Genomic DNA, 24779 nt, shown 5'->3' with positions numbered 1-24779 from the left:
CCAATTCAAGTCAACTCATTTACAAGGTCGGCTGAAGGCCGGCATGAATGCTCCAAGCTCATAGGGACAGAATGAGTATTCAGCGGCCAAACAGGCCGGAAGAATCGGTAAGTTTCAGCCTTTCCATGCTTTTGTACGATAAGATAATATCCCGGGCCTCCTCAAAACGTCGCTGATCAGAGCCGAATAGAGAGGGAAGTAACCGGGCCGTCTTTACGCGCAGACTGGAATCTAAAAAAATTCTTTGGCGGTTGATTCCAATGGATAGAAGTTAAGCAAGGGGAGATACTCCAGCGCACCATGATAGTAGGAAAGCTCAAAGAAATGTTTCATCCCGGATATCTCTTCCTCGCGGAGATCGAACTGAACATTCTCTGTCAGATAAGATTTTACAAGGTCGAAATCTGCACCGTACTCCGCTGCAGCATCATGGCACACCGCGTCTATATTGTCCTGACCGAGAATCTTAGACGATATTATTGCCTGAAGTTCGTCCGTCTCGAGCGCTCCTCGTCGTCCGGCCCAGACTGCAAACACAAATGGAAGTCCCGTCATGTCATGCCATTCTTCCGCTAGATCAAGATAATTCTCGTCCGTCGATCTCGTCTTGAACAACGCAGAATCGCCGATAACTAGAGCCGCGTCGGCAGCGGCAAGCATTCTTTCTACATCGGGGACTGCGGCTATGAATTCCGGCTTTACTTCGAATCTCTCAGCGAGCAGAATCTTAGTCAGCACAACCGAAGTCACTGAGCTAATATCGACTGCGACCGATCTGATGCTTTTGAGATTCCTGTTGAAGTATAATCGGATGCTTTTCACTTTTCCATGAGCGATGATTCCGCAATCAGGAACGATTTGCAGTTCCGGACTATTTTTCGCGTAGGCGATACTCGGCACGAGGGCGACATCGAGCCGGCCGGCATTCAGCCCAACTGCAAGAGCGGAGGGGATTGCCTTTGTCAGTTGGAAGTTATGCGGAAAGATGTTCTTTTCTATTCCGTAGATAAGAGGTTTCGTATTGAGAAAACTCACAGCACCGATTTTTTTCTTGTTCGGAGGATCTTTAGGATCGCAACTCTGTGAATCGGACATTGTAATTCCTTTGCTACCGCTTAGATGTTTGCTAAGCGAAGCTTTCTATGACTTTGTATAGTGCATCTCTCTCGATTGGGACGCGGCCCGCGTCTTTAATCAGCTTGATCAGCTGCCGTTTTGTCAGAGTGTTTTCGGTTGAAGCGCCGGCCATATGGAAGACTCTCTCGTCACGGACTGTACCATCAAGGTCGTCGGCCCCAAAACCTAGACTTATCTGTGCAACTTTCGGTCCCATCGAAATCCAGTAGGCTTTTATGTGCGGGAAATTATCGAGCATGAGCCTGCTCACGGCGATGCTTTTTAAATTGTCGATGCCCGTCGCCCATTGCGTTGAGTCTTCGACGTGAGGATGATACGCGAGCGGTATAAAAGCAAAGAACCCCTTCGTCTCATCCTGAACATCGCGGAGACGGATGAGATGATCGACTCTCTCTTCCACTTTTTCCATATGACCGTAGAGCATCGTGGCGTTGGACGGAATCCCCAGCCGGTGAGCGGTTTTGATTACGCTTATCCATTCATCGGCGCCGATTTTGTCGGCAAACATCTTGTCGCGCACTCGCTCGCTGAAAATTTCCGCGCCTCCGCCCGGCATCGCATCAAGCCCGGCTTCTTTGAATTCAATGAGGACTTTCTCGACGGTTTTCCCGAAAAGCCTCGCGAAAAAATCTATCTCGACGGCGGTAAACGCTTTGATGTGAATCTTCGGATTTATCTTCTTGATGCCGCGCAGCATCTCAATGTAATAATCGTACGGCAGTCCGTTATGAAGGCCGCCAACGATGTGCATCTCTGTGATGTTTTCTTTCTCTTCTTCGATCCTGCGGAAAATGTCCTGTAGACTGAAGAGGTACGCTCCGTCTTGTCCTTCCTTGCGGTAGAAGGAACAGAACTTGCAGTCAAGCTCACAGATGTTAGTGTAGTTGAGAACGTAATTCTTGACGAAGTACGTATCCGCTCCGTTGATCCTCTCGCGCACCATGTTGGCCAGCTGGCCTAACGCGAGGAGATTATTTGTATTGTACAGCTTTACTCCGTCTTCGCGATCGAGGCGCTTTCCTGCTGCGACCTTTTCGTAAACCGGTTGGAGGTCGCCTAATACATTTGTCTGCTCTAAAAAACTGACGGTCGACTGCTGGTAACTCATGGTGGAACGATTCTTAATCCAAGATTTCGAATCAGAACTTCGCCGTTCGTGACCCAAAATCTCGAAAGTTTTCACGTGGTTTTCTGACGAACGGCTTTGCTTGCGAGATCTCGCAAATAGAAAAGTTTCGCCCGTCGAACTTTTCCTCCTCGCATTACTTCAATTTTTGCAATGCGAGGGGAATGAAGCGGGAAAATCCTTTCAACCCCAACTCCATTGGATATTTTGCGAACGGTGATCGTCGCCTTCAAACCGGCTCCTCGACGACTGATTACGATTCCTTCAAAATCCTGTATTCGTTCCTTATCGCCTTCGACAACTTTGAAATGAACATTCACGGTATCACCGGGACGAAATGGTGGCAGGTCAGTTTTCAAATGCGCTGCTTCTACCAAAGATATTTTATTCATGTTTGTTCTCCATTAATCTGTCATGTTGAACCTGATTCACCGCACCAAAGGCATAGGTATCAAAACAGGTTCAGAATGACTCATAAGTATAATTAGATTTTCAAAACTCATCGATGTTTAGAATGTTTTTCCCGGGTCAACGCCCCGGGGTCAAGCAAGTCGGCTCTGCGCTTCGCAGTTCTGGCAAGACTCATCTCATCGCGCCACTTTTTCACTTCCTCGTGATCGCCGCTCAATAGTACATCCGGGACTTTCATTCCTCTGAACTCCGCCGGCCTCGTATACTGAGGCGAGTCAAGAAGCCCGATCTGGAAAGAATCGCTCAGCGCACTTTCACTGTCTCCGAGAGCACCGGGAAGCAGCCGGACAACAGCGTCGATTACTACGATAGCAGCGATTTCTCCGCTTGTCAGTACGAAATCTCCGATTGAGATTTCCCTGGTGACGAGCCGTTCTCTGACACGCTCGTCAACACCTTTATAATGTCCGCAGATGAACAGCAAATTGTTTTTCAAAGAAAGCTCGTTCGCAACGCTCTGACCGAAAGTTTCTCCGTCAGCCGTTAACAGGATCGCATCATCATAGGTGCGTTCCGAAAACAATTTCTCGACACAATCAAAGATCGGCTCCGGTTTGAGAATCATTCCCGCCCCACCGCCGTAAGGCAGATCATCTACAGTCCTGTGTTTATCATGAGTATAATCACGCAAATCATGAACAACAATCTCTACGGCTTCCCGTTCCTGAGCCTTCCTCAACATGCTTTCATTAAGAGGACTTGAAAGCAATTTTGGAAAAGCCGTTACAATATCAATTCTCATCAACGCAGTCCTTGGTGATTCGGGGGCAATATCTCCATCCCGGGATTAACACCCTCAATGATCCGTCGGCTTAAGCTTTCTCTAACCTTGGGTTAGGAAATGGCTATGTCTCTCTCCTAAGCGGCTCCGTCCATGGGTCACAGCCGACGGCAGCTTAGGTTCCCACATTCACGATCTGAACGCACCCGCCTTCGAGAACTCGACAGGGAAGCGAGAGGAATTTTATTGGTTATCTATTATCTCGAGAATGGCACGCTTGCCTTCACGAGCAGCGATGGCACTGAGCAGAACGCGAATAGCGTTCGCGGTTCTTCCCTTCTTGCCAATCACCTTGCCAACATCTTCCTTTTCAACCTTAAGCTGGAAGACCACCTTGTTTGCTTCTTTTTCTTCCTGAGCTAGCTGAACACTATCAGGTTTGTCCACCAGTTTCTTGATTATGAATTCGACGAAGTCGTGCATTGCGGACCTCCTTTCTTCCTAGTCTTTTTTCCACATCAGTCGGCAAAGACAGGTTTCATCTGAACCTGATAACCAGCCCGACCATGGCCGGGATTAAACAAAAGAAGAAACTTCACTATGTCAAATTCCACTCGCTCATAAGAATCAAGATCAAGGCGAGCCAACGATTTCAAAACTTAATTAAGAAGCCGCCGGAGCAGTTTCTGCCGGCTGTGTCCCGGTGGAGGATTCCGGTTGCGGGGCTGCCGCCGGCGTTGCTTCGGCCGCCTTGGTTTCGGTAGCCTTCTTCGCCTTCTTAACGGCTTTGTGTCGTTGCTTCCGCTCGGCATCACGGGCAAGCTTAGCCTCTTGGGCGGCCTGCCACTCGCTCAATTTCTGAACAACATCAGATTCATCCAGACCTTTTTTCAAAAGATACCACTTGTACCACAATCCAGATTTACGGAGAAGGCTCCGCACCGTGTCTGTGGGCAAAGCGCCGCGCTTCAGCCACTTGAATGCCTTCTCTTCGTTAAACTTGATCTCAGCGGGATTTCTCAACGGGTTGTACGTCCCGACCGACTCGATAAACCTCCCATCGCGCGGCGAGCGTGAATCCGCAGCTACAACTTTATAGGATGGCTGATTCCTTCGTCCGGTTCTTTTTAATCTTAGCCTTACTGCCAAATATTCCTCCGAATTTTACATTGGGAAACGCATAGCAGCGTTCGTCAAAGCAGCTTTCCCAAATCTTCCTTTGGAAAGCGTCTTAAACATTTTCTGCATTTCCGCGAATTGTTTCAAAAGTTTGTTAATATCTTGAACTGTCGTGCCACTTCCTGCCGCGATCCTCTTGCGCCGTCTTCCGTCTATGATGTTCGGCCTGTTCCTCTCTTCATTCGTCATCGAACTTATCATCGCTTCTATTCTGACAAGCGCCTTCTCGTCGACGGCTGCATTCCGCATTGCACCCGAGACGCCAGGTATCATCGACAGAATGTCTTTTATCGGACCCATCTTCTTTATTTGTTTTAGCTGGTCGCGGAAGTCTTCAAGTGTAAACTCGTTCCTTCGTATTCGCTGCTCCAACTTCGCAGCCTGCTTCTCGTCGACCTGCTCCTGAACTTTTTCGACAAGCGTAACAACGTCGCCCATTCCAAGTATGCGTGAAGCCATCCTGTCCGGGTGGAACACTTCAAGTTGATCGAGCTTCTCGCCGAGGCTGACAAACTTGATCGGCTTTTGCACCACCGACCTTATCGACATTGCGGCTCCGCCGCGTGCATCACCATCCAATTTCGTAAGAACGACCCCGTGAAAATTCAGCCGGCGATTGAATTCCTGCGCAGTGTTAACCGCGTCCTGTCCGGTCATAGAATCGACGACAAAGAAAATCTGATTTGGATTCACGGCATCTTTTACGCTCTCGGCCTCGCGCATCATTTCTTCATCGACGTGGAGACGACCGGCAGTATCTATGATCACTATATTGCGAGCGTTCTTTCTGGCGTAGTCGACAGAATTTTTCGCGATGTCGACCGCCGATGCGCCGCGGTCCAGATATACTGGTATGCTGATTTGCTGACCGAGAGTTTCCAATTGATCAATCGCAGCGGGCCTATGAATATCGCACGCAACAAGAAGCGGATAGTGACCCTTCGACTTCAAGTAATTGGCAAGCTTCGCGGCAAACGTAGTCTTACCGGAGCCTTGAAGTCCTGCGACCATGATGACATTCGGAATTTGCTCTGTGAGTTCAAGCTCGCTCGTCGTCGCACCGAGAATTTCCACAAGCTCGTCATGTACGATCTTGATGAAAACCTGACCGGGGTTAAGGCTCTTTACAACATTTTTCCCGATCGATTTCTTCTGGATTTCTTCGGTAAACTTTCGCGCAACAGCGTAATTGACATCGCCTTCAAGAAGTGCTCGGCGCACCTCTCGAACCGCGTCGGAAATATTCTGTTCTGAGATACGCGCCTGCCCGCTAAGACGGCGGAAAATACCATCGAATTTTTCGGAAATCTGTTCAAACATATAACTTTAGGCTCGAAAATTGCCTGAAAATTTACGAAAAAGAGGAGACTGTTGCAAATCTCGACTCACAATCACTTCGGCTCAATAAAAAAGCCCACCTGCGTACCGCAGACGGGCTCCTTGGAAATGTGGATTGCCGATCAGCCTTTCGGCCCTGCGGCGATCACTTCTTCCGGGCAGCCGTCCTCGAACTTCTTGAAGTTCTCGACGAAACGTGACGCGAGTTCCTTGTACTTCTTCATGTATTCAGCTTTGCTTGGCCACGCTCCAGAAGGATCAAGAATGTTATCCGGGACTCCCTCGCATTTAGTGGGGACCTCAAATCCGAAGACCGGATCTTTGACAAATCTTGTCTTGAGCAATTTGCCATCCAGCGCATCATTAAGGAGCGTCCGTGTATATCCGATGCTGATTCTCTTGCCGACTCCAAACGCACCTCCGATCCAGCCGGTGTTGACGAGCCAACAGTTCACTTTGTACTTAATGATCTTGCGTTTGAGAATGTCTGCATAATAATAAGGGTGGTGTACCATGAAAGGTGCACCGAAGCATGTGCTGAATGTCAGCTCGGGCTCTTTTCCAAGTCCGACCTCCGTTCCGGCAATCTTCGAAGTGTAACCTGAAATAAACTGATAGATCGCCTGATCGGGACTCAACTTTGCGATCGGCGGCATGACTCCCGAGGCGTCGCAGGTGAGGAAAATAATATTTTTCGGGTGTCCACCCTTTTTCTCAAGGACAGCATTCTCGATGTATTCGAGAGGATAGCATCCGCGAGTATTTTCGGTTATGGATTCATCGTCGAGATTGATCAACCTCGTGACCGGATCATAAACGACATTTTCCAGAACCGTGCCGAACATTTTCGTAGTCGCGAAAATTTGAGGTTCGGCGGATTCGGAGAGCCGGATCACTTTCGCATAGCAGCCGCCTTCGAAATTGAAGACTCCTTCGTCACTCCAGCCGTGTTCATCATCGCCGATGAGTCTTCGCTTGGGATCGGCAGACAAAGTCGTTTTACCGGTTCCGGATAATCCGAAGAACACTGCAGAACTGCCATCATGTCCTATGTTTGCGGAGCTGTGCATCGACATCACTCCCTGCAATGGCATCAGGTAGTTCATTATCGTGAATACAGATTTCTTTATTTCTCCGGCATAAGCCGTGTTTCCGATTATGCAGACCTTGCGGGCAAAGTTGAGAACGATAAAAGTTTCAGTCGCGGATCCATCTATCTGTGGTACACCCTTGAAAGATGGTACAGCTATCACCGTGAAATCCGGGACATGCCTTCTATATTCCTCGTTGGTTTGCGGCAGGATGAACATGTTCCTCGCGAAGAGGCTGTGCCATGCTTTTTCCGCAACTATCCTTATCGGCATCTGATATTCCGGATCTGCTCCGACATAACAATCCTGCACAAAGAGATCCCTCCCCTGCAGAAAGCCCAACATGCGACTATAAAGTGCGTCGAACTTTTCCGTGCTGAATGGCCGGTTGTACTGTCCCCACCAGATTTTGTCTTCAGTCGATGGTTCCCTCACGATGTATTTGTCGCTCGCCGATCGCGCGGTATGTTTCCCCGTGTTCGCCACGACGGGACCAAGATGGGTTATTCTAGCCTCGCCCCTGAAAGAGATCTCCTCATAAAGCGCTTCGGCCGGCAAGTTCCAATATGACATTCTCAAATTTGAGATACCGTGGTTGTCAAGACCATAGTCGCTTTTAAGAGCCTTGGCCTCATTCTCGGCAGGTGTTTTTATATTCAGAAGATTGTTCATAACCAGTCCCTCACAACTTTGCGTTCGCCAATATAGATTTCTTTAGCGGAAGTCGGATCGAGCGCCCAACGTATTCGGTTGACTCCTTCCGTAACATCTTTTATCGAACCTGCATAACTCAACCTCAGGTGACCTTCCATGCCGAACTCTTTTCCTGGCACAGTCACTACCAAAGCCTTTTTTAGCAATAGTTCACATAACGCCACCGAGTTCTTCATGTAAGCACTGAAATCCGGGAGACAATAATAAGTGCCATCAGGCTTCACCGTCTTTACGCCGTTGAACGCATTCAGCTCCTGAAGCATAACATTCCGATTATTTTCCAAAGTCAATCGCAGGCTTTCGACGGCGCTTTGCACTCCCGTCATCGCACCTTCGGCGGCAGCCTGGAGAAGGACGGCGGTACACGAAGTAATCTGGCTCTGTACGTTCGCCATTATTCTCGTTAGATCCCTGTTCGCGATCGTCCAACCGATGCGAAAGCCGGTCATGCCATAAAGTTTCGACACGCCGTTCACTACGATGATGTGAGTCGATTCTATGTCTTTTGTAGTGTGTTTGTAGGCAGATGGCGCTTTCTTGCCGTCAAAGACCAGCTTGTGGTAGATATCGTCCATGATAATGTAGATATCTTTCTTCTCGCAGTATTCCACGAGCTCACCTATGAATTCATCCGAATACATAACCCCCGATGGATTGTTAGGGCTGTTGACAATTATTGCTCTCGTATAAGAGCTGACGGCTTTCAGTATATCTTCCATCCTCGGATAAAAACCGCCGTCCTCAGGAGTGACGATTACAGGAACGCCATAAACCATCCTCACCATTTCAGGATAACTCACCCAATATGGTGCAAGTATGATCACTTCATCCTGCGGATTTATCAGAGAGTATAGAAGATTGTAGACGGATTGTTTCGCGCCCGACGAGACGATAACGTTCTCGGGTGCGACGATTCTGTCGTAGTTTTCTTCCGTATATCTAATGATTGCTTTCTTTAAAGATGGTATACCGTCTGTTGGAGTATATTTAATGTCTCCCGTATTCAGTTTGGCTGCCGCACTTAATATCGCGGAAATGGGAGCTTTGTTTTTGGGTTCACCTCCGCCGAGGTGAATGACTGCTTCGCCCTTCTCTTTCAATAATCGAGCTTCCTCGTTCAACTTCAGTGTCGGCGACTCAGCAATAGACTTCGCAAGCTGACTTACGCTCATTTTTTACATGATCTCCTTTTGAGTTTTCCTAATCGAAGCTGTTGAAATTAGAACCAATGCTTTGCACAAAGCTATCAAACGATACGGAACCCAACGACATGAAAAATCTCTACACATTTCTTGTGAAGACCTGTTCCGGTCGGGAGTCCTCAGTTTGAAGCACAAGTTAATCTATATGAAAAAGGGAATTTCCAATTTCCCTGTCATGACATAGCTGCGTTGTGATACAAATTTTCCGTCGCTCTGGACAGCGTTCTCCCTTTAACGGGGTTTTGTAACGCCTCCATCAACTTATAAAGTGTCGTTGATTGTGTAAGCGGATGAATCCCTCTCGGGAAAGATTGTCCTAGAGTATCTCGTTAGTGCCTTCAAAGTCAAATTCTGCTTACATTTCAGTATAAAGATTTTGTTAATTCCCCGCAAGTTTTTTTTTACGAATTCTAGTCAGATCGTCGGTCCAGAAGTTTCGTGATTTGATTTTTCGAAAGTTTCAGCGTAACATATAGGCCACATCATTCATAAAGAACATTGGACACGAAATGAATTTCAAGTACTTGAATCGCTGCATTGCGCTTGGACTTTTTCTAGTCACTCTCACAATGTACCGCATGACGTCGCAATCATCGGTAGCATTCTGGGATTGCGGAGAATATGCTGCAACTTCCCCGGCATTGGAAGTTCCCCATCCGCCCGGTGCACCGCTCTTTATTCTCCTCGGCAGGGTAGCCATGATGACTCCTTACGTGAGCGACCCGGCACTCAGGATCAACCTCATCTCCGCATTGGCAAGCGCACTCACCATCATGTTCCTTTACCTCATCGGTGTTAAAGTAATTTCAAGATGGAAAAGCTTTCCAGTCGACCTCCATTCCTCGATAATTATCTTCGGGTCTTCAGCGATAGGAGCACTGACGTTCTCGGTGACCGATACATTTTGGTTCAACGCAGCTGAGTCATCTCTTTTTGCATCGAGCATGTTCTTCGTCTCCTGCGTTATCTGGCTCGGCATGACATGGTACGATAAGGCAGAGGAGCCGGGAAGCCAGCGGTACCTCCTTCTCGCCGCATATTTGATGGGACTGTCGATCGGTATTCACCAATTAAGCATCCTCGCTTATTTCGCAATCGCCCTTCTGATATACTTCAAGTACTACGAGTTTGGATGGAGAACTTTTTTCTGGTTTGGAGTGATAACCGTGTTCTCCTTCTTCATTATTTATCCCGGCATAGTGAAGTGGCTCGCAACCATATTAAACGGCGACGTGAGCTTTGGACCATTCGACTTGCACCATAATATTGTGGTGCAGCTTATTCCGCCCGGCATCGTTATCGCCGCGATATACGGCATCTATAAAGCGGAGAAGGCAAAACGGTGGATAGTCAGCATTTCACTTATGGCAGGACTCCTTATAATTCTCGGATATTCCACTTACACGCTTATCTATATCCGCGCGAACGCTCATCCGGCGATAAACGAAAACAACCCGAGCAACCTCGCCAGGATGGTCATCTACCTCAATCGCGAACAGTACGGTGAGCAAAGGATGTTCCCCCGCATGTGGAGCTCCGAGCCGCAATATGTACAAAACTACAAGAACTATTCTTCGGACCTGGATTATTTCGCATCCTATCAGTTGACTCACATGTACCTTCGTTATCTCGGATTTAATTTCATCGGTAGAGCGGGAGATATTCAGGATGGACCGGTGACGCTCTTCACTTCACCGAAGGGATGGTTCGACGGAAGAGCGGGATATCCGACAAGATATTTTGCCATTCCATTCCTGCTTGCACTTTTCGGAATATGGTACCACGTCAAGAAAGACTGGAAGTTCAGTCTCGTATTCCTGGCGTTATTCGCTACGCTGGGCCTCGCTCTCGTGGTCTTCTTCAACATGCAAAATCCGCAGCCGAGAGAGAGAGATTATTTCTTCGTCGGCTCGTTCTTCGTGTTCGCAATGTGGATCGGCGTCGGAGCTTCAGGTATCATCGATCTGGTTACCGATGCATTCAAAACAAAACAGGAAATCTGGAATAAACATAAAAACATATTGGTCGGGGGGACCGTCGCCGTGCTGATGTGCATTTCGCCGATCGAAATGTTTTCGCAAAATCTTTACTGCCACAACAGGCACGGAAATTTCGCGCCGTTCGATTATTCATATAATATTCTGCAGTCGTGTAAACCGAATGCTATCCTCTTTACAAACGGCGACAACGACACATTTCCGTTGTGGTACCTGCAGGAGGGGATGGGAATTCGTACCGACATCAGAATTGTAAATTTAAGTCTGGTAAACACCGACTGGTACATCCTTCAGCTTAAAAACGAGACGCCGCACGGTGCTGTGAAGGTTCCTATAAGCATTTCAGATGATCAGATTAGAAACATATCTCCGGTGGAATGGCATACGACGACATTTAAACTGCCGGTTCCAAAAGATGTCTACGAGCAATTTGGAATTACGGACACCAGCATAACCGACAAGGGTTACATTCAATATACCGTCAGGCCGACACTCCAGGCGGGAGATGTCCAGGCTATCAGGGTACAGGACATTGTAATGAACAATATCGTCCAGACCAATCAATGGAAGCGTCCCGTTTACTATGCGGTCACCGTTGCCCCGGATAATTTTATCGGGCTCACGCCATATCTTCAAATGCAGGGGCTCGCACTTCAACTGATGCCGAAGGCGAACAACGTGCAAGGTGGAGATTACGAAATAAATCTGCCAATCATGAAGGATTGCCTCATGGAGCCTGAGAAGAAACTTTCTACCGAACCGCAATACGGTTTCCTTTTCAGGAACCTGGACGATCCGCATGTATTTTACGATTACAACGTCAGGAACTTAATGGTGAATTACCGTTACAGTTATCTCAGGCTCGCGGCATACTATGAAATGCACGGTGACAGCGGAAAAGCCATCGCTACGCTCGACACCATGGAAGCTCGAGTACCTAACGAAGTTCTTCCCATGAAGTATGATCTCCTCAGCGATATTGCCAGGATGTATTACATGGCTGGTGCGACGTCGCAGTTCCAAAAGTTTGCCAACATAGTGGAAAGTGGAGCGCGTGAAGCGATTGAGGAAAACCCTAATGACGTGCAAAGGTATTACAATCCGTACAGAATACTTCTCGACATTTACGGCATGGAGAATCAATATCAGAAGTCGATCGCACTTCTCCAGAAGCTGCAGGGGATGTTCCCTAACGACAACTCCATCTCCCGGGAGATCGCAAGATTGCAGACCATGATGAAGATCAACAGCGCTCCTCTAACCCCGGACACTTCATTAATACCCAAAACTAATTAGAGACTTTTCACAAAACTCTTTAAAGGCGGTGGTAGGTAGAATTCTATCACCGCTTTTTTATGACCCCGTTCTTTGTGCACATTGCCAAAGAAACTCGCGGGTTTACTCGCTCACTTCGGATAGCCGACAGTCTGCGACAAGATAATTTTCTGATCAGTCCTCAGATTCATCGCCTTCGAAAGCGCGGGCCTATCGATCGAAGCTCGAACGACGCAGGCAAGATCTTCGGAAGCGCAGTAGAGATAGACATTCTGGACAATGACACCGCAATCGGCAGCGGCGTACAGAGTTTGATCATCGGCCGACACCTTCCCCATCTTTGAAAGGTCGGCGACGTAGACTATGTCGAGCGGTGCATCTTTCACAAAACCCTGAGTCCCAGTTTTCTCGCGGATGTCTTCCTTGGTTAGCTGCCTGAGCAAATTTGAAGGCGCATCGTAAAGATACAAACCGTCTTGCATCGCGACATAAATGTCGATATCCTGCCGGTTCATAGCCGACGGAGCAGTACGGCGTCCATCGGGACGATTTACTCCGAATGCAGCCCAGAGCAGATTTGACAGGACCTGTTGCGGCAGCGGTTTTGAATCGAACGAACGCGAAGTCCTTCTATGCTTCAAACACTGCATGAGCGGCTTACCACCCGAAGTGTCCGGCGGTAATAGTACAATTGTCGAAGTAGAAGTCTCGTGGACCACATTGTAGTATCCAACTCGCGAACTATCCTGCGCAGCACAGGTGGACATGGCGACCAAAAATGTCATGACAGAGTATCTTATCAGCCCGTTCATGATTTATTCCTTTTTATGTTAAAGAATTATCTCACGCCGTTTATTCATTTCAATTCTTTGTATCTGAAACACGTCATCATGTGGTCGTTCACCATGCCTGCAGCCTGCATGTGCGCGTAACAAATGGTAGTCCCGACAAACTTAAATCCCCTCTCCCGCAGGTCTTCGCTCATCCCATCGGATTCTTTAGTCCGCGCGGGCATGTGCCTCAGCGCTCTCCTTGTATTGACGATCGGCTTCCCGCCTACAAACTGCCAGATATATTTGTCGAAACTTCCGAACTCTTCCTGCACTCGTATAAACTGCCTCGCGTTGTTGACCGCACCTTCCAGCTTCAATCGATTGCGAATTATTCCCGCGTCAGCCAGCAGGCTCCTGATTTTTCTGCCATCATACCTCGCCACCTTTTCAACGTCGAAGTTGTCGAATGCCTTCCGGAAATTCTCCCGCTTGTGCAGGATCGTCGACCAGCTAAGCCCTGCCTGCATTCCTTCAAGGATAAGAAATTCAAAAATCTTTCTGTCGTCGTGGACGGGAACACCCCATTCCTTGTCGTGGTATTCGATCATCAGAGCGTCCTCCGTCGGCCAGGGACAACGGATGAGTTTTTCGTGATCAGACTTTGTCATTTGAACTCCCGATAGTTCTTAAACTTGTGAATGCGGGCAAGGCTGTCTTCAAGAAATCTCTTCGAACTCGCCGGTCTTTTTGTTCTTCCTGACATTGTTCCAGTTGAAATAACGGCCGTTCATTGCAATGTAGATTCCGTGTGGCAGCGTCTCAGCAAAAGCAAGTGCGCTTCCAAGATTGAACAGCCCGTCGGAGCTGCCGAATTTATACGGTATCATGGCGCCCGTCAAAATAATCGTTTTGTCTTTTATGGCCTCGCCGAGAACGCGTGCGGTCTGCTCCATCGTATCAGTGCCGTGAGTAACGATAATTTTATCCTCCGGACACTTCGAGCAATTTTCAAGAATGATTGCCCGATCGTCCTTGGTCATTTCAAGGCTGTCTATCATCATCAACGTCCTGGTCTCCACATCCACCTTACAGCGACCGAGCTTCAGCATCTCCTGTAAGTGAGAATCCTTAAAGTACAACTGTCCAGTGATCTCGTTGTACTCCTTGTCGAACGTTCCGCCCGTAACAAATATTCTTATCGCCATTATGAGACAATTTAATATTTCCGTATCGAAAGACTCAAATATTTCTCCTTGCCATTCTAATTCCTCCGCCGACTCGGGTGATATTGAAATAGATACCGGCAAGTCGCTATCTTAAACCCCGACTCCAAAAATGATGCATACAATCTGCAGAGACAATAATGAACAGTAGAAAATTCCCCGATCTTTTTTACAATCCGATAAGCATGGTCGGCAGCATAATCGCCGCAGTTACGTTCGGATCGATCGTGTTGCTGATGCTTTCGGATATCCTCTGGAAATCTTTCCCGCCGTATTTCGGCATCGTCACATATGTACTCCTCCCGAGTGTACTGATAGCAGGTTTGATAGTCATTCCGGTTGGAGCGCTCATTGAACGAAAAAGATGGCGAAGGGCTGCCGAAACAGGCGAGCTTCCTCTCCCCCGAATAGACTTGAACGACTCAAGACAACGAACGGCATTCCTCCTGTTCTCCACGGGCACACTTCTATTGATGATCTTCACCGCGATCGGAGGATACAGGGCTTTCGAGATAACGGAATCGGTTTCGTTCTGTGGAAAAGTATGCCATCAGGTGATGAATCCCGAATACACAACCTACAGTCATTCTCCTCACGCGCGCGTGGCGTGCGTCCAATGCCATGTCGGCTCCGGTGCAAGCTGGTACGTCAGATCGAAACTCTCGGGTGCTTACCAGATCTACTCGGTGATATTTCACAAGTATCCGCAGCCGATACCGACCCCGATAAAGAACCTGCGCCCGGCAAGGGAGACATGCGAGCAGTGCCATTGGCCTCAATCATTTGTCGGCGAGCGCAGAATCACGAAGGCTTACTTCCTGGAAGATTCCGCCAACACAAGATGGACGATAGACATGCTTGTCAAGATCGGTCGTAGCACATCCGGCGAAACGCAGCGCCCGCCTGTCCATTGGCATGTGACACATACAGTCCAGTATCTTGCTTCAGATACGGCACTGCAAAATATACCATGGATACGCGTCGTGGATTCAACCGGTAAGAGCAAAGTGTTTGAGACCGGCAACAACCCCTTCACTCCCGATTCCGTGAAAACATTGGCCGTGAAGACCATGGACTGCATGGACTGTCACAATCGTCCGACGCACATCATCAAAACGCCGGGCGACGCGGTTAACGAAGCTATGGCAACCGGTGAAATTAATCCTTCACTCCCTTGGATAAAGCAGACCTCAGTCAATGCACTGCTGACAAGGTATTTGGATTCCAAGGATGCGCTCGACAGCATCGCACTATCGGTCGATTCTTTCTATAAGGACAAATATCCGGAAATAGCAGCAACACGCGGGGCTGAGATAAAGGCATCTGTCGCTTCCCTGCAGTCTATTTACCAGGCAAACTTTTTCCCTTACATGCGGGTCGACTGGCGGGCCTATAACAACGACATCGGACACGAGAATTATTTGGGTTGTTTCAGATGCCATGACGGGAATCATAAAACTGCCGACGGAGAAATCATACCGAACAGATGCGAGACCTGCCACCAGATCATTTCGCAGGGAACAGGTTCGGAGGAACAGGCCAACCTTGCCGGTGTGGAGTTCAAGCACCCCACCGATGTCGGCGACGCATGGAAAGAAGGATTGTGCACGGACTGCCATGATGGGACACAGTGAGGTGCCAGAAGTCAGAGATCGGATACAAAACTCATCTTCGCTCCTCACCTCTGGCTTCTTGGGTCTAAGTTCTAACTCTTAACTCATCACCTCTGGATCTTTAAGATCGCTTTGCGAATCACAATATACAGGATAGCGATGATCGCTGAAGTGGCCAATCCCCAGATAAGCCCGACATGGAAGCTTACGAAATTTTTCATAACGTGGGATGAAAAGACTGCGCTCCCTTCGGTGAATACCCATGCCCAGACAAATGCGCCGATCAAATTATATATCGCAAAGACGAGGGACCTTACCCCATAAACCCCGAGGGTTATTGGAACTATATTCCTGATGCCGTAGAAGAATCGCGCGACTATCATTAAAGGAGAGCCGTACCGATGAACTACACGCGACGTTGATTCGACTTTCGCCCCGAAAGTTCTTTTCAAGAAATGCCACCTGTTCCACAAGAACCTTCCCGCGTAATAGTAAAATGTATTCCCTACAAAAGAAGCTACGGTGCCAAGAATGACCACCCCTGTAATTGTGACGGCTCCTCTGTGGGCGAGCGCGACTCCTGCAAATAATCCGAACTCGCCCGTAAAGGCGACCGTAATGAAGACGGTGAGGTAGCCGTTTTGATGGATCAGATGTTCCACTCCGTAACATACGAATTCCCGTGGCACAACTTCAAACGGGAGTGGAGATCAACACTATCAGAATATGACAGATATCTCAATACGTCATGATAATTAAGATCAAGACATCATCGAAACCGTGACTCAATTCATAGTTTCGTGCGCTGCAGGCGGATCGGGTCCGAGACAAGATCAAGCTTGTAACTTTACAGTCTGGGATTGGCGTGACTGAACGTTCAACTTGAGTAAGCTGTGCTTTGATTAATCCTGTTTTAGAAATAAATTGGTAGCCCTGAGGGCCAAGACGGCTTCGAAGTGGAGCAGCATCAATAACCTCCTTATTCATCAGGCGGGAGAATTGCTATTTAGAAAAGAGATTTAAGATGGCGCGAATGAACCAAGTCTCGGTCAGACGAGCATGGATCGTCTTTTCGATTCTCATTAGCTTAGCTTTCATAATAGGCGGGTTTTCGTACTACAGCGTCGAGAAAAGCAAGATTCGCCTCGCAAAATATGATGAGATCGCTTCCGTCGCCGAACTGAAAATTGGCGAGATACAAAATTGGCGTTCGGAACGAATTGAAGATGCAGTAATTATTTCGAAGGGTCCGCTTTATGTCGAGACAATTCTTAATTTGCTCCACGACCGCGGGAACAAGCAACTCGAAAAGACGGCGAAAGAACGGCTCGCCCTAGAAAAGAATCTAACATTTTATAGCGACGCATTTATTCTCGATGCAACTGGACAACGGCTTGTCTCTCTCGACACTTCATTCGCTATCGACACTTCCGAAAAAAGATCCTTCCAGGAGACGATCCTCGAGCGCAAACCCGTGATGACGGATTTGTTCCGAGGTGCAGACGGCAAAATTCATATAGATGTCATGGCCCCAGTATTTGACAAATCAAACAACGTTGCAGCGGTCGTCGTTCTGCAATCGGATGCGGAAAATTTCATCTACCCTCTGATCAATTCATGGCCGGTGCCAAGCCGTAGTGCGGAGACGCTGCTGCTGGAGAAGAGGAAGGACGAAATAGTTTTTCTGAGCAATCTCCGATATAGTTCGAACGCAGCTTTCTCATTTCGGCAGCCTCTCACCATGACAATGCTCCCAGCGATGCAGGCTGCTTTGGGAAAGGTCGGGATGTTCGAAGGAATGGACTATCGAGGAGCAAAAGTTCTCGCAGACCTTCGCCCTGTTCCGGGCACGCCGTGGTTCATGGTCGCGAAAGTAGATGAGAGTGAAATTCTCTCGGAGATATATTATCGAGAGGGTGCGGTAATACTCATTGTGTTACTCCTGATAGGAATTTCGGTCGCTGCTACCGCATACGTTTACCGTCGCGAGAAAGCGAGCATGCACCGGGAAATGTACCAGACAGAGGCCGCTCTGCACGAGTCGCAGCGGATGATGAGGGCCGTTCTAGATACCGTACCTGTACGCGTTTTCTGGAAAGACAAGAATGGTATTTATCTCGGCTGCAATTTGCCTTTTGCCAGTGACTCCGGATTCGATTCACCCGACGAGATTGTCGGGAAAGACGATTTTCAGATGGGCTGGCGCCAACAGGCCGAACTCTACCGCGCGGACGACAAACAAGTAATCGAGAGTGGCATCTCGAAAGTAGCTTATGAGGAACCGCAATCCTTTGACAAGGGCACCAGGTGGCTCAGAACAAGCAAGGTCCCGTTAAGAAATGCCGAAGGCGAGATCATCGGCGTCCTCGGGACATACGAAGATGTAACGGCGACGAAACAAGCTGCAATACAGCTGGCTTACGAGAGATATCTTCTGAATGCCCTCATGGAAAACACGGTGGATCCCATTTACTTCAAAGATCTGGAAGGGCGTTTCATGCGAGTAAGCTCGACCATGGCGGCAAAACGCGGACTGGCCAGCGCCGATCAGCTTCTCGGCAGAACAGATTTCGACTTCATCATGAGAGACAGCGCGCACGAAATCCGAAAGCAGGAACTCGAGATAATCAGAACCGGCAAACCCGTAGTGGACGTGGAGATCGAGGAAATGTGGCTTGACCGTCCTCCGACGTGGGCATCCGTAACGAAGGTGCCCTTGCACGATCAATCTGGAAAAATCGTCGGCCTATTCGGCGTCTCACATAATATCACCGACCGAAAAAATGCGGAGATTGCCCTTCGCGAGAGCGAGGAGAAGTTCCGCGGACTCGTCGAAGGTTCATCGGTGGCAATCTGGATCCACGACGGCAATCGATTCCTTTACGCAAACCCTGCCGCATTGAAAATGACGGGCTATACAGCCGAGGAACTTTCCACTTTATCTCCCGCTGAGTTCGTACACCCAGACTACCGTGAACTTGTGATGAAGCGAGCGGAGGAACGCATAGATGGGAAAGAAGTCCCTAGACATTACGAATACCAGATACTGAAGAAATCGGGAGATGCCATCTGGATAGATTTCAGCGGCGCTACGATAGACTACAGGGGAAAGCAGGCCATTATTGCTTCGGCATACGATATAACCGAACGAAAGAAGCTTGAGGAACAACTGCTGCAATCACAGAAGATGGAAGGAATCGGAAGACTTGCGGGAGGGGTCGCACACGACTACAACAACATGCTCAGCGTAATCATCGGATACGGTGAAATGCTTGCCACCAAAATGAACAAAGGTGACCCATTATATCGTTACGCCGAATTCATCGCGGCGGCGGCCAAACGTGGAGCTGACATAACAAAGCAGCTTCTCGCCTTCGCGCGGCGGGAGATTGTTTCACCGCTGGTGTTGAATCCTAACGACGCGATCGACTCGCTCGGGAAAATGTTCGAGAGTCTGATCGGTGAAAACATCGAGCTAACGTTCATTCCCGCACAAAATGTCTGGAACATAAAAATAGATCCTACACAGTTGGACCAAATTCTCGTGAACCTGGCTACCAATTCAAGAGACGCCATAGACAACACGGGCACGATAATCATTGAGACATCGAATGTGCATGTAGATGAGGCTTACGCGCAGAACCACATCGACTTCTCTCCGGGTGAATACGTGGTCATAAGCTTCACCGATTCGGGCAGAGGAATAAGTAAAGAGACGATGGAGAAAATTTTCGAGCCCTTCTTCACCACAAAGTCCAAAGGACAAGGGACCGGACTCGGACTCTCGACACTATATGGAATAGTAAAACAAAACGGCGGCAGCATAAATGTCTACAGCGAAGTTGGGCAGGGCACAACATTCAAAATTTATTTACCGCGCCATAAAGGCGACGTCCAGCAGCCCGAGGAGACTCAGGAAGAGGAGGAGCCAGTAGGTGGAACCGAGACAATCTTGGTCGTCGAGGATCGGGCTGATCTGCTCGAGCTAGTCAAGAACACCCTCCAGATGTTCGGATACAAAGTACTGACTGCTTTGAGCCCGGCAGAGAGCATACAGTTGGGTAAAGCGTACTACGGCGAGATCGATTTACTCCTGACAGACGTCGTTATGCCGGGAATGAATGGGAAGGAACTTCGAAATAAGATTCAGACCATACGGCCTAATATCAAGACTATCTTTATGTCCGGCTACACAGCAAACGTCATCGCTCACGAAGGAGTACTGGACAAGGGGGTCGACTTCATACAAAAGCCGTTCACTTCAAAAGCGCTCGCACGAAAAGTGCGCGAGATATTGAAGGGCTGACATAGAACGAAAGTCTTTCTCGTCGGAACCGTAGAGTCTGAACGAGGATCGAAATCCTTCTTATTCATGCGCCTGAACTTTATTACCGTGCCAACATTCTTTATCCTTTCTTGATATATTCTCCAGGTTACGAGCTAAACTTCTCGTTGTCATGATAGACTGAATTAACCGGAGGTGCCACCCCTCTAACGATGTGTTACTGCGAAGAATCCCTGGCAAATGGAGAATCTCTTTTCGAGAGACACAGCTCTGAATTCATCGTTTAATGATTTTATTGTTGGCAGGCTTCGCGTTCGAGCGGCCGTCAATGACGCATGCTTTTGTCGCGATCATCTTCCTTTATCTTGAATCTGCCTGACCGCTTTTTTAGATTCATAATGATGGTAGTCCGGGTTATTCTAATGATTTCTCTTGTGAATGTTGCTTTGACCTGCGAAGGTTTTTCTCAAAAGTCCAGCGCGTTCAGGATCGCTCGCCTGAAGTACGACGGCGGCGGCGACTGGTACAACGACCCGCTCGAAGAACCGACGCTCTTGAAATTCGTGCGCGAACACACCGACATAGACGTTGATCCGAACTACTACTATGTCGAAATAATGAGCGACGATATTTTCACCTATCCATTTATTTTCATGACAGGCCACGGCAATATCAGGTTCAGCGACGAGCAGGCACAGCGGCTTAGAGAGTACCTTGAAAACGGCGGCTTCCTTTACGCCGACGACGACTACGGTATGGATGAATCTTTCAGAAGAGAGATGAAAAAAGTGTTCCCAGACGATCCGCTTGTCGAGCTTCCCTTCTCTTACGGGCTGTACCACTGTGTCTATAATTTTCCGAACGGAGTTCCCAAGACACACAGCTGGGATGAGAATCCGCCGAAACCGCCCCAGGGACTCGGAATTTTCATCGGCAAGAGGCTTGCGGTTTATTACACTGCCGAAAGCAACGTGTCTGACGGCTGGGACCCGCCTGAGGTGCACGGCGATACCGAATCGAAGCGGGTCGAAGCGCTCGAGTTCGGAACTAATATCGTTTATTGGGCATTGACACAATAGATATGGGAGACATTCTATTTCCGCAGGCCGGGTCTTCGGCGAAAGGTCCACAAAAAGAAGTGATTGCTTCGCTTCGGAGTATTTACAGACGGAAGATTGTCTCGAGAATTCTTACCGGGTTGATCTTTATGGTTTCGTCCCTGTTATTCTCGATAACGTTCTCATGTTTGTGTGAAATTATTTTCGACTTCGGCCGAATCGGGAAAGTTTTCCTCCTTGTACTTGCGGCAGCTCTCTTCTTGTTTGTTTCCGTGAGATACTTTATTCCACATCTGGTGAAGTATTTCAAATCGCCGGATAGAAACGACATACGAGACATCGCGTTCGAAGTCGGAAATCTTTTCCCAGCGCTCAAAGACAGGCTGAGAAACGCCGTCGAGCTTCTTGCTCCCGATTCAGCGGCTTTATATTCGAGCGAGCTGGCGCAGGCTTACATCGACAGGATATTTATGCAAGCATCGCACTTGAAGGTCGCTTCCGCCCTTAAGTACGTGATCGACAAGAAAACGAATGCTATCTTCGCTGGCTCTATCCTTGCGACATTGTTGTGTTTTCTTCTTTTCCCCGCTCAGATGCCGAATGCCTTTGCGAGAATCGTCAGGATATATGAAAATACTCCCAGCGCCTATTCGATCGAAGTCTATCCCGGCGATGTCCGGCTTTGTCGCGGTGACACGTTGAAGATCGAGGCGAAGGTCCGACTGGTAACTGCGAGGAAACTTCCATCCAACGTTATCGTCAACGAAAAATATGAAAATGAGCGGGAGTTTGAAAAACATAACGTAGCGCAGAGCGCCGCTGGTAAATATTATTTTCAGCTGCCGAACGTTAGAAGCAGTATGACATACTTTGTTTCTGCAGGAGAACAGAGCTCCGTGGAATATTCCGTAAAAGTTGTCGATCTTCCTCTCGTCCAAAATCTAAACATCACTCTTGTCTATCCATCTTACACGGGGAAAGCTCCGGAGACTCTACAGGAAAACATTGGAGATTTCACCGCGCTTACCGGAACACGAGCAGAGGTTACTCTACATGCTAACAAAGATTTGAACTCGACATGGATTTCTCTTGGTGATTCGACCCGGAAAAATCTTGTAGTGAGCCGAGCGAACGCAACCGGAGCATTTACAGTAAACAAGACCGCGAGTTATTCGCTTCGGCTTCTCGACACCGATAGCTTGCAGAACCGCGATCCGATAATATACACCGCGCAGGCGGTCGAGGATGAATTCCCGACATGCGATATTGTTTATCCCGGAAAAGACGTCGATCTTAGCAGGGATATGCAGCTTCCGCTGAGAATCAGGATCGGAGACGACTATGGATTTACGAAGCTTGTTTTGGAATACAAACTGACCAAATCGAAATATGTTCAGCCCGACAAGGATTACCACTCAGTCGAGATACCGCTTGAGACAAAATCGGCAGGCGGGCAGGAGATAGCATACACGTGGGATCTTACATCCATGGACCTTGTCCCCGAAGACGTCATCAGCTATCATGCAAAAGTCTTCGACAACGACATGGTACATGGCCCGAAGGCAACCGCCAGTGCCGAATACCAGCTCAGACTTCCGTTGCTGAACGAAGTCTTCGCCGCGGCAGATACCGAGCACAGTGATCTGATCTCGAAAACCGAAAACGCGATAGACAATTCCAACAACCTCAAGAGCGAGCTTGACAAGCTTTCCCGCGACATGAAAACCGCATCGAAGCAGATGAGCTGGGAAGAACAGAAGAAAATGCAGAATACACTCCAAAAATTTCAGGAGCTTCAGCAGCGCGTCGACAGCATCAGAAATCAAGTCCAGTCGATGACGCAGAAGATGCTGGAAAACAATATCATCTCGCCCGAGACTCTCGAAAAATATCTTGAACTGCAAAAGGCACTTCAGGAGATAAACTCGCCGGAGTTCGAGGAGGCACTCAAGAAACTTCAGCAGGCGATCCAATCGCTGGATCCGAACCAGGTGCGTCAGGCAATGCAGAATTTCCAGGTGAATGAAGAAGCGCTTCGGCGAAGCATCGAAAGGACTCTGAGTCTGATCAAACGCGTTGAGATAGAGCAAAAGTTCGACGAAATTCAGAAGCGAACCGAGCAGATGCTTGCCCAACAGCAGAACTTGCAAAGGTCGACCGCAGAATCGGATTCGACCAGCAAGACGAACAAACAAAACCTTGCCGCCCAACAAAAAACGATCAAGAACGATCTTTCCGACACCAAGGATGCGCTCTCCGATTTGCAGCGGAGAATGAATGAGTTCGCCAAAGAAATGCCGGTGCAGAAGGTTGACGAGGCGAATCGGAAACTGGCCGAGTCCGGTACGGAACAAAACATGCAGAAATCCGCCGAGCAGCTTTCAGAGGGAAAATTTACACAATCGATGAATTCGCAGCAACAGGTCGAGTCCGCATTGAAAGAATTTCAGAAGACGCTCTCGGAGGCTCAGAAGGAAATGCTGCAGAACCAGCAAAGAGAAACCCTGAACGCGATGAGAAAAGCCCAGCAGAACCTTCTCGATATTTCAAAGAAACAGGAAGATCTGCGGGACCAATCCTCACAGGCGATTGGCAACCCGGAGGAAACAAGGGTGCTTGCCGACAAACAAAATGAATTGATGCAGGAGCTTAACTACACCGCACAACAGATGCTGCAGCTTTCGAACAAAAGTTTTGCAGTCACTCCGCAGATGGGAAGACAGATCGGCGAGGCTTACTCGCAGATGCAGCAGGCGATGAACGGGCTGGAAGACAGGAACGGGCAGCCGAATGTTTCCGGTCCGCAGAGCAAGGCGATGGGCGCGATGAACGAGGCGGTCATGTCGATACAGAACACGCTCCAGTCCATGATGAGCGGACAGGGCTCGGGGAGTTTTCCATCGCTGATGCAGCAGCTTCAGCAGCTTGCAGGCCGGCAGGAAGGATTGAATGCACTCACTCAGAAATTGGGTGAGGGCGGCGCGCTCTCCATGGAACAGCAGGCGGAGCTCGGACGCCTCGCCGTTGAGCAGGATGCGATCCATAAGTCTCTTTCCCAGCTTGCACAGGAAGCCCAGCAATCGGAGGCGGCGGGCCAGCAGAATAAGATGCTTGGCGACCTCGACCAGATATCCAAAGACATGAAGGACGTCGTCCACGATCTGCAAAGCAAGGACATAACACCGGAGACAATCCAGCGGCAGCAAAGAATATTGTCGCGAATGTTAGATGCCACGCGCTCGATCAACCAGCGCGACTATGACAACCGGCGCATCAGTAAGTCCGGAGAAGACGTGGTGCGTCAAAGCCCCGGCGAGCTTAACTTATCTAATGAGAACGACCAGCAAAACCAGGAGCTTCTGAAGTTAATCCAGAAGAGTTTTCCTCCGGAGTACCAGAAGATAATTCTCAGGTATTATCGCATGATCAATAAAATTCCCGAATAATATCAACACCGGGCCGCATAATTCCCGAAATTCATGCAGTACAACAAAGAATTGTTGAAATTGAGTAAAGTCTGCACACGAACATCCGAAGAGTAGATTAGAGTCTTAGCATTCGGAAACGAAGAGATTT

At 48.6% G+C, this 24779-nt stretch carries 19 protein-coding genes; 5 read left to right on the top strand and 14 right to left on the bottom strand.

The annotated features are described in order from the left end of the window. Positions 1-231 precede the first annotated feature (231 nt). The 10 genes from VLX91_00465 to VLX91_00420 all read right to left on the bottom strand — a co-directional run bounded on the left by VLX91_00465 (position 232) and on the right by VLX91_00420 (position 8949). Entirely contained in the window at positions 232-1095 is an 864-nt protein-coding gene (locus VLX91_00465; protein HUI28656.1) for a menaquinone biosynthesis protein, read from the bottom strand. Between the two features lie 31 nt (positions 1096-1126). Next, the gene (gene mqnE / locus VLX91_00460) at positions 1127-2245 is read right to left on the bottom strand and encodes an aminofutalosine synthase MqnE (protein HUI28655.1); all 1119 of its coding nucleotides are present in this window, start codon (positions 2243-2245) and stop codon (positions 1127-1129) included. Between the two features lie 71 nt (positions 2246-2316). Further along, positions 2317-2655, bottom strand: coding sequence for a 50S ribosomal protein L19 (rplS, locus tag VLX91_00455; GenBank protein ID HUI28654.1), 339 nt, complete (start codon positions 2653-2655; stop codon positions 2317-2319). 107 nt (positions 2656-2762) lie between these two features. Beyond that, complete coding sequence (gene trmD, locus VLX91_00450; protein ID HUI28653.1) at positions 2763-3476, bottom strand: tRNA (guanosine(37)-N1)-methyltransferase TrmD; 714 nt, start codon at positions 3474-3476, stop codon at positions 2763-2765. Between the two features lie 222 nt (positions 3477-3698). Then, positions 3699-3938 (bottom strand): KH domain-containing protein, encoded by a 240-nt coding sequence (locus VLX91_00445; protein ID HUI28652.1) that lies wholly within the window; start codon positions 3936-3938, stop codon positions 3699-3701. Between the two features lie 35 nt (positions 3939-3973). Then, positions 3974-4102 carry a hypothetical protein gene (locus VLX91_00440; GenBank protein ID HUI28651.1) on the bottom strand — a complete coding sequence of 43 codons (129 nt, stop codon included), beginning with the start codon at positions 4100-4102 and terminating at the stop codon, positions 3974-3976. A gap of 16 nt (positions 4103-4118) precedes the next feature. Further along, positions 4119-4604 (bottom strand): 30S ribosomal protein S16, encoded by a 486-nt coding sequence (gene rpsP / locus VLX91_00435; GenBank protein ID HUI28650.1) that lies wholly within the window; start codon positions 4602-4604, stop codon positions 4119-4121. 15 nt (positions 4605-4619) lie between these two features. Further along, positions 4620-5954 carry a signal recognition particle protein gene (gene ffh, locus VLX91_00430; protein ID HUI28649.1) on the bottom strand — a complete coding sequence of 445 codons (1335 nt, stop codon included), beginning with the start codon at positions 5952-5954 and terminating at the stop codon, positions 4620-4622. 140 nt (positions 5955-6094) lie between these two features. Next, a complete protein-coding gene (gene pckA / locus VLX91_00425) occupies positions 6095-7735 on the bottom strand; it encodes a phosphoenolpyruvate carboxykinase (ATP) (GenBank protein HUI28648.1) in 1641 nt (546 codons plus the stop codon). After that, the gene (locus VLX91_00420; GenBank protein ID HUI28647.1) at positions 7732-8949 is read right to left on the bottom strand and encodes a pyridoxal phosphate-dependent aminotransferase; all 1218 of its coding nucleotides are present in this window, start codon (positions 8947-8949) and stop codon (positions 7732-7734) included. Before VLX91_00420 ends, pckA begins: the two co-directional genes overlap by 4 nt. Positions 8950-9488: 539 nt before the next feature. Here VLX91_00420 and VLX91_00415 point away from each other — a divergent pair. Then, positions 9489-12272 carry a DUF2723 domain-containing protein gene (locus tag VLX91_00415; protein ID HUI28646.1) on the top strand — a complete coding sequence of 928 codons (2784 nt, stop codon included), beginning with the start codon at positions 9489-9491 and terminating at the stop codon, positions 12270-12272. A 110-nt stretch (positions 12273-12382) separates the two neighbouring features. Here VLX91_00415 and VLX91_00410 read toward each other — a convergent pair whose 3' ends face one another. Genes VLX91_00410 through VLX91_00400 form a run of 3 tightly spaced genes read right to left on the bottom strand, consistent with a single transcriptional unit; the run spans position 12383 to position 14229 of the window. Further along, the gene (locus tag VLX91_00410) at positions 12383-13063 is read right to left on the bottom strand and encodes a nitroreductase family protein (protein ID HUI28645.1); all 681 of its coding nucleotides are present in this window, start codon (positions 13061-13063) and stop codon (positions 12383-12385) included. A gap of 44 nt (positions 13064-13107) precedes the next feature. Continuing rightward, on the bottom strand, positions 13108-13692 hold the full coding sequence (locus VLX91_00405) for a DNA-3-methyladenine glycosylase I (protein ID HUI28644.1): 585 nt from the start codon (positions 13690-13692) through the stop codon (positions 13108-13110). Between the two features lie 48 nt (positions 13693-13740). Further along, the gene (locus VLX91_00400) at positions 13741-14229 is read right to left on the bottom strand and encodes an asparaginase domain-containing protein (protein HUI28643.1); all 489 of its coding nucleotides are present in this window, start codon (positions 14227-14229) and stop codon (positions 13741-13743) included. A 158-nt stretch (positions 14230-14387) separates the two neighbouring features. Between VLX91_00400 and VLX91_00395 the strand changes: the two genes are divergently transcribed. Further along, entirely contained in the window at positions 14388-15881 is a 1494-nt protein-coding gene (locus VLX91_00395) for a NapC/NirT family cytochrome c (protein HUI28642.1), read from the top strand. A gap of 86 nt (positions 15882-15967) precedes the next feature. Here VLX91_00395 and VLX91_00390 read toward each other — a convergent pair whose 3' ends face one another. Further along, complete coding sequence (locus VLX91_00390; GenBank protein HUI28641.1) at positions 15968-16522, bottom strand: VTT domain-containing protein; 555 nt, start codon at positions 16520-16522, stop codon at positions 15968-15970. 362 nt (positions 16523-16884) lie between these two features. Here VLX91_00390 and VLX91_00385 point away from each other — a divergent pair, with 362 nt between their 5' ends. From VLX91_00385 to VLX91_00375, 3 genes are all read left to right on the top strand, one after another. Next, positions 16885-20166, top strand: coding sequence for a PAS domain S-box protein (locus VLX91_00385; protein HUI28640.1), 3282 nt, complete (start codon positions 16885-16887; stop codon positions 20164-20166). 380 nt (positions 20167-20546) lie between these two features. Beyond that, on the top strand, positions 20547-21224 hold the full coding sequence (locus VLX91_00380; GenBank protein ID HUI28639.1) for a DUF4159 domain-containing protein: 678 nt from the start codon (positions 20547-20549) through the stop codon (positions 21222-21224). Further along, positions 21206-24649: a DUF4175 family protein gene (locus tag VLX91_00375; protein HUI28638.1), complete on the top strand. Its 3444-nt coding sequence runs from the start codon at positions 21206-21208 to the stop codon at positions 24647-24649. Before VLX91_00380 ends, VLX91_00375 begins: the two co-directional genes overlap by 19 nt. Positions 24650-24779 lie beyond the last annotated feature (130 nt).

This window comes from Candidatus Acidiferrales bacterium (genome assembly GCA_035515795.1).
In the GTDB taxonomy this organism is placed as follows: domain Bacteria; phylum Bacteroidota; class Ignavibacteria; order Kryptoniales; family JAKASW01; genus JAKASW01.
Note: the sequence above shows the minus strand (reverse complement) of the source record. Positions and strands in the feature narration are given on the sequence as shown.

Excerpts from the sequence above, each read along its gene's own strand:
- VLX91_00400 (HUI28643.1), bottom strand. The coding sequence starts at position 14,229 with ATGGCGATAAGAATATTTGTTACGGGCGGAACGTTCGACAAGGAGTAC.
- VLX91_00405 (HUI28644.1), bottom strand. The coding sequence starts at position 13,692 with ATGACAAAGTCTGATCACGAAAAACTCATCCGTTGTCCCTGGCCGACG.
- VLX91_00395 (HUI28642.1), top strand. The coding sequence starts at position 14,388 with ATGAACAGTAGAAAATTCCCCGATCTTTTTTACAATCCGATAAGCATG.
- rplS (HUI28654.1), bottom strand. The coding sequence starts at position 2,655 with ATGAATAAAATATCTTTGGTAGAAGCAGCGCATTTGAAAACTGACCTG.
- VLX91_00410 (HUI28645.1), bottom strand. The coding sequence starts at position 13,063 with ATGAACGGGCTGATAAGATACTCTGTCATGACATTTTTGGTCGCCATG.
- ffh (HUI28649.1), bottom strand. The coding sequence starts at position 5,954 with ATGTTTGAACAGATTTCCGAAAAATTCGATGGTATTTTCCGCCGTCTT.
- VLX91_00420 (HUI28647.1), bottom strand. The coding sequence starts at position 8,949 with ATGAGCGTAAGTCAGCTTGCGAAGTCTATTGCTGAGTCGCCGACACTG.
- pckA (HUI28648.1), bottom strand. The coding sequence starts at position 7,735 with ATGAACAATCTTCTGAATATAAAAACACCTGCCGAGAATGAGGCCAAG.
- VLX91_00415 (HUI28646.1), top strand. The coding sequence starts at position 9,489 with ATGAATTTCAAGTACTTGAATCGCTGCATTGCGCTTGGACTTTTTCTA.
- VLX91_00385 (HUI28640.1), top strand. The coding sequence starts at position 16,885 with ATGGCGCGAATGAACCAAGTCTCGGTCAGACGAGCATGGATCGTCTTT.
- VLX91_00380 (HUI28639.1), top strand. The coding sequence starts at position 20,547 with ATGGTAGTCCGGGTTATTCTAATGATTTCTCTTGTGAATGTTGCTTTG.
- mqnE (HUI28655.1), bottom strand. The coding sequence starts at position 2,245 with ATGAGTTACCAGCAGTCGACCGTCAGTTTTTTAGAGCAGACAAATGTA.
- VLX91_00465 (HUI28656.1), bottom strand. The coding sequence starts at position 1,095 with ATGTCCGATTCACAGAGTTGCGATCCTAAAGATCCTCCGAACAAGAAA.
- VLX91_00445 (HUI28652.1), bottom strand. The coding sequence starts at position 3,938 with ATGCACGACTTCGTCGAATTCATAATCAAGAAACTGGTGGACAAACCT.
- trmD (HUI28653.1), bottom strand. The coding sequence starts at position 3,476 with ATGAGAATTGATATTGTAACGGCTTTTCCAAAATTGCTTTCAAGTCCT.